This window comes from Acidisphaera sp. L21 (assembly GCF_009765685.1).
Classification (GTDB): Bacteria; Pseudomonadota; Alphaproteobacteria; order Acetobacterales; family Acetobacteraceae; genus LMUY01.
The window spans coordinates 26,035-27,701 of sequence record NZ_LMUY01000009.1 but is presented as its reverse complement, the minus strand read 5'-3'; the positions used below and the strand labels follow the sequence as shown (position 1 = coordinate 27,701).

Genomic DNA, 1,667 nt, shown 5'->3' with positions numbered 1-1,667 from the left:
CATTCAACGTTGCCGGCGGACTCACCCTGTCATCGGTGTGCCGCCTCCAAGACACGGACGCTCCCATATGGCCTCTCCTCTCCTCGCCGGTCTCGCCATCCTGATGCTGGGCGATAGTCATTTTGCCAGCCAAGGCTACTTGGTCACCACACTGCAGGATGCCCTCATCGCACAAGGTGCCTCCGTTGTAACAGAAGCGGCATGTGGCGCGCCGACAGGCGTGTGGGGCACCTCCGGCTCAGCGCCGTGTGGCTCTGCCGAACGGGTGCAGTCGGGCCCGGTCAGGAAGGACAATTCCAATCAGGCTCACGCCGTGGCACTGCCAGATCTCGTCGCCAAATACCACCCAAACCTGATCATCATCGGATCAGGTGACACCATAGCGGGATACGCTCAGCCTACGCTGCCGGCCCAATGGATCGGCGAGCAGATCCAGCAAGTGACCGCGCGCATCCAAGAGGCAAACCTGCCCTGCATCTGGATTGGACCAGGCTGGGGTGAGGAAGGCGGACCCTACTTCAAGAACTATGCCCGTGTGCGCCAGGTGAATACTTATCTTGCAGCCCACGTCGCCCCCTGCCGCTACATCGACAGCACCACCTTCGCCCAGCCCGGCGAGTGGAAGACGTTCGATGGCCAACATTACACCCTCCCTGCATATCAGAAATGGGGTCTGGACGTTGACCAGGCCATCGTGTCCATGGTCCACACCAAGTAAACGGACGAGGGGAGAGCCTACGCGCCTGCGTCGGCGGATAGGCTTATCCTAATTTGCTGTTACCCGGGGTATCCAACCGTGGTTGTAGTGCCATTTGACGCGTTCTGCACTCCGTATCAAACCGAAAGCAACAGAACGCCTCAGCCGGGTAAAGGCTTCGTTTCGGACGCCTGATTCTGAATGCGAGGCGCGACGCGCCAGAGTGTGCACCCGCGACCTCAGTGAGAAATCTGCTCCAGTTCTAGCGCGTTCGTGCGGGGGCCGAAGATCCCAATCGACAGCACGACCATCGTCATCGCGAACGCGATCAAGCCAAACACACCCTTGGTTCCCGCTGTCTGCAGAAAGAAACCAATGATGAAGCTGGCGAACACCGTGCTGATCCGGCTGAACGAGTAGGTGAAACCAACAGCCCGGGCGCGCACCCGGGTCGGGAACAGTTCGGTCTGGTAGCCATGAAACGTGTTGGACAGCACGTTGTTGCACAGCGTGATCAGCACTCCGAATACGATCAGCAATGCTATTGTGGTCTGGAACGAGAATAGCACCCCGAATACGCCGACCCCGCAAGCTGCCCCCACCAACTGCCATTTCCGCTCGAACCGATCGGCGAAAGCCATCGCCAGCAGGGGACCAAATGGGCTCGCGATGGCGATGATGAACGAGTAGAGCAGGCTAGACCCCAAATTGATGCCGACCTGCTGAGCGATCAGCGTCGGGACCCATGCGGCAAAGCCGTAAAACCCGAATGTCTGGAAGAATTGAAACACCATCAGCATGATGGTCCGGCTGCGATATTGCGGGGAGAAGATCTCGGCGAAGCTGCCCTGCGCTTCCGCCTTTTCCACAGCATGCGGCGCGGGCGGCGGCAACGCTTGCCCATTCAGGTCGGCCGTCACCCGGCCCTCGATCATCCGGGTCACCGCGTCCGCCTCCGCCAAGCGGCCCT

2 protein-coding genes are annotated in these 1,667 nt (G+C 60.1%); one reads left to right on the top strand and one right to left on the bottom strand.

The features are described from left to right. Window positions 1-718, top strand: a 718-nt coding sequence (locus GSQ76_RS02245; protein WP_335904876.1) for a hypothetical protein, incomplete at its 5' end; no start/stop codon positions are given. A 218-nt stretch (window positions 719-936) separates the two neighbouring features. Here GSQ76_RS02245 and GSQ76_RS02240 read toward each other — a convergent pair. Beyond that, window positions 937-1,667, bottom strand: a 731-nt coding sequence (locus GSQ76_RS02240) for an MFS transporter (RefSeq protein WP_158742293.1), incomplete at its 5' end; no start/stop codon positions are given.